4 protein-coding genes are annotated in these 5,738 nt (G+C 36.0%); all 4 read left to right on the top strand.

Translation table 11 applies throughout. From position 1 onward, the window contains the following. Positions 1–91 precede the first annotated feature (91 nt). On the top strand, positions 92–745 hold the full coding sequence (locus AFK68_RS13565; protein WP_094673261.1) for an SH3 domain-containing protein: 654 nt from the start codon (positions 92–94) through the stop codon (positions 743–745). Positions 746–1,213: 468 nt separating this feature from the next. Then, positions 1,214–2,185, top strand: a complete 972-nt coding sequence (locus AFK68_RS13560; protein ID WP_094673260.1) for a LysR family transcriptional regulator — start codon at positions 1,214–1,216, stop codon at positions 2,183–2,185. 1,044 nt (positions 2,186–3,229) lie between these two features. Further along, positions 3,230–4,282, top strand: coding sequence for an anthranilate phosphoribosyltransferase family protein (locus tag AFK68_RS13555; RefSeq protein ID WP_094673262.1), 1,053 nt, complete (start codon positions 3,230–3,232; stop codon positions 4,280–4,282). Between the two features lie 308 nt (positions 4,283–4,590). After that, on the top strand, positions 4,591–5,738 hold a 1,148-nt coding region (locus AFK68_RS13550), incomplete at its 3' end, for a DUF262 domain-containing protein (RefSeq protein WP_143437849.1).

Raw genomic sequence — 5,738 nt, 5'->3', positions numbered from 1 at the left:
AAATAAAGTCTTAAGAATAATCAAAATATCCGAAATTTAGATTTATATAGTTGGTAGCTAAACTTGTAATTAAAAATAGCTCAGAATATTTATGCAAAATAACATCAACCAAAGGCCAAATTATCTAAGAATATTAACAATTGCTTCTCTATCTTTATTAGGTAGCCAAATGCCAAATATTGCTAAGGCAGACCAGTGGACTCCACCAACTAACCGCACAAATGAGATATTAATTGCTCAACAACAACAAGTTTGTCAGCTTCAGTCTTCACCAGCAGATAACCGTCAAGGTGTAGATTTCCGAGATCGACCAGGTGAAGGTAAAAATATTGCCTTTTTTAACAATGGTACTCCTGTAACAGTCATCAATAGGTCTAATGACGGAGAATGGACGCAAGTAACTGGGCCTAATAATGCTCAAGGTTGGGTATATACTCCCTATCTGCAAAATTGTAATACACGCTCTGCTTCACAACTACCTAATACAGGAAGTACGACAGGTGGAATACCTATAGGAACAATGTGCCAAGTTACAGGTTGGCCTGATTCCCCTCATATTTCAGTTCAAGATTTTCCTAATCCTCGAAGTAACCCTATGCCCTATGTTTTTCAAAAAGGTACTCAACTACAAGTTACACAGCCACCAGCAGGACAACAGTCTCAAACAAAGTGGGTTTACGTTAGTTCTACGGCTAATCCTCAACAAGTAGGCTGGGTATGGAAGCCTTATATTCAATGTAATTAATTGAAAGGAGTTAGGAGTCGGAATAGAAAAATTGTGAAGATTCTTTTTGATCTTCTACAATTTCTAAGTTTGTTGGGTAGTAGACCGAAACATCTATACCAATTCACTTTAAAGATGTCACAAATAGTTTGAAACTTTGGTAGTCCTGTATATAGCAATCCTATTTTATTCGTGGTAAAAATCTTACTGCTTTTTAGGGAACACTTAACTGGGAACAGGGAACAGGTGAGAGTTTCAACTTTTTTATTTACTTTTTAATTACCCGCAACCTATTTAGGATTGTTATATGTAGTGATTTATTGTGGAGGCAGTTCCAGAAGGCAACAGGCAACAGGCACTATTGCTACAGGAAATATATCTAATTAGAGGAATAGTATTTGCTTGCCCACTTAATTTTTTAAAGAATATCACTACTTGTACACCACTAGCCAAACTTTATTAAACATTACAAAAAAAACATTATCAAATATGCGCCTGGAGCAGTTGCAAGCCTTTTTATGGGTTGCAGAAACGGGTAGCTTTCAAGAAGCAGCGCGAAAATGTAACGTCACTCAATCAACAGTCAGTCGGCAAATACAAGCCTTAGAAACAGAAGTCGGTGCTGCCCTATTCCACCGTAGCAACCAAGCTAAACTAACTCTAGTAGGAGAATGTTTGTGGCCTTATGCTCGGAAAATTTGTCAAGCTTGGGAAAATGCTAGTCAAGAAATAGCAGAAATGCTCGCCGGAAAACAGCAAGAGTTATGTGTCGCAGCTATTCACTCTGTCTGTGGTGCCTATCTCCCTCCAGTTTTGCAAAGATTTTGTCGCCACTATCCAGAAGTAAAATTACGGGTAACTGCCCTAGGAAGCGATCGCACCCTGAAAGTTCTCAAAGACGGTTTAGTAGATATCGCCATTGTAATGAATAACCGTTTATTCACCACCAGTCCAGAAATGGTAATGGATGTTCTCTACACCGAAGCTATAGAAGTATTAATGGCAGCAAACCATCCCCTCACCGAATACGAACAAATACCCTGGGCGGAACTTATTTACTACCCTCAAGTTGTCTTCAAAGATGGGTATGGAATGCAGAGATTAGTCAAAGAACAATTTGAGCGACTAGGAGCAAAACTTAATGCTGCATTAGAGTTAAATACCCTGGATGCTTTCCGAGGAGTAGTACGACAAGGAAATTTAATTGCTCTACTTCCACATTCAGCTTTAATAGATGCCAGAGTTGACCCTACTCTAGCTATTAGAAGTATAGATACGACTTTGACCAATTCTAAGGTATCTTCAAGAAAAGATTCTGTTTGGAGTCGTGAAGTGGTAGTAGTAACAACTAGCGATCGGATAGAAATTCCGCCAATCAAATATTTTTGGCAGTTAGTTAAAGAATTGATTCCTGGAGGAGTTAGGAAAGTTAAAAGTCAAAAGTCAAAACTTAAAAGTTAAAAGTAATCTCTGATATTAAACCTGATAATTAGACATCTGGTGAAAAAGATATAGACTTTTTGCACTTAGTAGGGAACAGGGAAGACTTAACTGGGAACAGGGAATTTATTCTTACGAAAAAGATACGAAAAATGATTTAGGAAAGTGAATTTTACAACTCTAGCTTATCTTAAATAAAGAGCAAGTTTATTTTCTCGAGAGGTCTATTAGTTACTCTAGGTCATTGCGACTGGAACGGAGTGGAAGGAAGCAATCTCTCGCTACCTCTGAGATTACCGAATAATTAATAATTACAGAGCTTTTCAGATTGATGAACCACATGGTCACGACTAAAACCCTGTAGGGGCGTTTTGCTGCGCGACATATAATACCATTTTGAAAAAAGAATGTTACGAATAATAACAACTATTAAAAGGTTTTACGGTAAATGTTGATTTGACAAAAAAGATAATTACAACATAAAAAATAGTCTCAAATTTATTCATTCTGACTCCTGACTCCTGTCTCCTGACTCCTAAATAGTAACCTAAATATTTGTAGCGAAGATTTATCAATTTGGTATAAAACGTTTGCGGAGCATTCCTATAGGAAAGTTATGCGTAGCTAATGGCCATTCGCCCCTACTGTGGTCTATCGTGCAGGAAAACGGCTGTAATAGTAATAATTAATAATTAAGAGTTGATAGTCAATTAATTATTCATTCAACAATTCACGCCTTAAAGGCTCCCCTTGGATAGGGAATAAATCAAAAATTGTCCTTTTAGTCAATCCTATCTGTTTTAAGAAGGGGTAATTATTAATTATTAATTGTTCATTGTTAATTCCTGAACTCCTATCATTATTACAGTGTTTTTCAAGTTGATGAACCACATCTTCATAACCAAAATCTAGCAGGGACTTTCCATGGAACGTCCCTACTATGGTTTACTGAAATGAAAACCGCTGTAACTAATTCTTAGTAATAAAAAAGTAATGATAGAGAATAGTTTTGATATCCTTAACTATATTTATAACTACCAACTAATTAACCGGAGAGATAAACAAATGAGCGATCGCTTTCGAGAATTACTGAAAACTATTGGCAGTGGTACCCACACAGGGAAAAATTTAACTCGCCAAGAAGCAGCAGCAGCAATGCGGATGATGTTGTTAGGGGAAGCAAGACCTGCCCAAATTGGTGCTTTCCTCATTGCTCACCGTATTAAACGCCCCACTGGTGAGGAATTAGCAGGAATGTTAGATGCTTATTACGAATTAGGGCCAAAACTTCAAAGTCAACCATCTATGGCTACAGTGACAGTCTTAGGTTGTCCTTATGATGGGCGATCGCGTACTGCACCTGTCACCCCACTCACAGCTTTAATTTTGGCAACAGCGGGAGTGTTTGTTGTGATGCACGGTGGAGCGCGGATGCCGACAAAAGAGGGAATACCTTTTATTGAGATATGGCAAGGGTTGGGGGTTGAATGGGGAAAATTATCGTTGGTGCAGGTGCAACGGGTATTTGAGCAGACTGGTTTAGGGTTTGTTTATTTACCAGAACATTTTCTCGAAGCAGATGGTTTAGTAGAGTACCGTCGAGATATTGGTAAAAGACCTCCTCTAGCAACGATGGAATTAATTTGGGTGCCGTTTGTGGGAGAAGTTCATTTAGCTGCGGGATATGTTCATCCTCCAACAGAAGGTATGTTTCGTGAAGCTTTTAAATTACAGGGTTTTAGGAATTATACAACGGTGAAGGGGTTAGAGGGAAGTTGCGACTTGCCACGCGATCGAACTTCTATTGTTGGGGTGTCGATGCCATCTGGGGATAATGTCACTTTTGAACGTCTGTTGTTACATCCGAGTGACTATAGTTGTAAGGGAAAGGAAGTTGTATTAGGTTCAACTGCCGAGTTAGTAGAGGAAATGCAGGGAGTTTTGCAGGGTAAGGCGAGTAAGTTAATGTCAGCAGCTATTTGGAATGGCGGTTTTTATTTGTGGCGTTGTGGAATTTGTTCTGATATTAATGAAGGTTTGTCGAAAGCGGAGAGTTTATTAAGCAGTGGTGAAGTTGGGGAGAAGTTGAGGGAAATTAAGGCAAAAGTTGGGATGTAAATTTAGTAGGGTGCGTTAGAGAAACGTAACGCACCGGAATTGATGATTGATTTGGAAAAGTTGGTTTGAGAATAAGAAGTATAACTTGCTTTAGTTTGATTTTTTTATTGGCAGTTTGAAGAAAAACATTTCTCTGATTTTCAGTCATATATTTCCAAGTTTGACAAATATTGATATACTAAAAGTCTACGAGTAGAAATCATGGTTAAGCTAAGTAAATCTGAAGTTTAGTAAACCGTAATTTTACTGACAATCATAAAAAAATTTTCATTTTTTACCAGGTAATATTTTCCAACTAGATATTTAACATGGAAGACTCACTAAAATCTTTATCAAAATTATTTACAGAAAAATTGTATAGAATCCCAGATTATCAAAGAGGCTATGCTTGGACAGAAAAGCAACTAATGGATTTTTGGGGTGATTTAGACTCACTTGAAGAAGATAAAAAGCATTACCTAGGAGTTTTAACTCAAGAACAAGTACCCGAAAAAATTTATGATAAATGGGAAGATGATCGTTGGATTATTAAATATAAGAGTTATAAGCCATATTATGTTGTTGATGGGCAACAAAGATTGACAACTGCAATTATTTTAATTCAGGTAATCATAGAATCACTTAAGGAAGAAGAAAAAGACAAAATTAATTTTCGATCTGCTAGTGATATTAAAAGCAAATATATCTATGATTCTAAGGATGAAGGTATATCAAGGTCTTATATTTTTGGTTACGAGAAAGATAATCCCAGTTATGAATTTTTGAAGACCAGGATATTTCTTGAACAGTCAGATTCTAGTGAAACTTTACAGGAAACAATTTATACTCATAATCTCGAATTTGCCAAGGAATTTTTTGCGGAAAATATCAAAAAATTAAAATTAGAAGCTAAGGAAATTATATATCGCAAACTTACTCAAAGTCTGTTATTTAACATTTATACAATTTCAAGTGATATAGATGTATTTGTTGCTTTTGAAACTATGAACAATAGAGGTCAGCCTCTTTCATACTTAGAGTTGCTAAAGAATAGATTAATATATCTTTCGACAAAATTTGAAGATGTGGATGATGAAAAAAATAAACTAAGGAATAGTATTAATGAAACTTGGAAAACTATGTATCATCATCTTGGGAAGAACAAAGATAAACCCTTGGATGATGATATATTTCTATCCAATCACTCTCACATTTATTTTGGAAAATCATCAAAATCAGATAATGATTATTTTGGCATTGATTTTGATTTATTATCTAGTAATACCATTTATTCAGGCAAAAAAAGAGGTTACTATAGTACATATCTTTTGGAAAAAAAGTTTACAGTAAAGAGTCTGATTGAAGGTAAAAACAACAAATCAAGAAGCAACAAATCTACTCAAGAAACATTGACAGTAAGTGAAATTTACGATTATGTTCAAAATCTCAAACAATCTGTAGGATTATGGTATAAAAT

Source organism: Hydrocoleum sp. CS-953 (genome assembly GCF_002260545.1).
Classification (GTDB): domain Bacteria; phylum Cyanobacteriota; class Cyanobacteriia; order Cyanobacteriales; family Microcoleaceae; genus Trichodesmium.
Note: the sequence above shows the minus strand (reverse complement) of the source record. Positions and strands in the feature narration are given on the sequence as shown.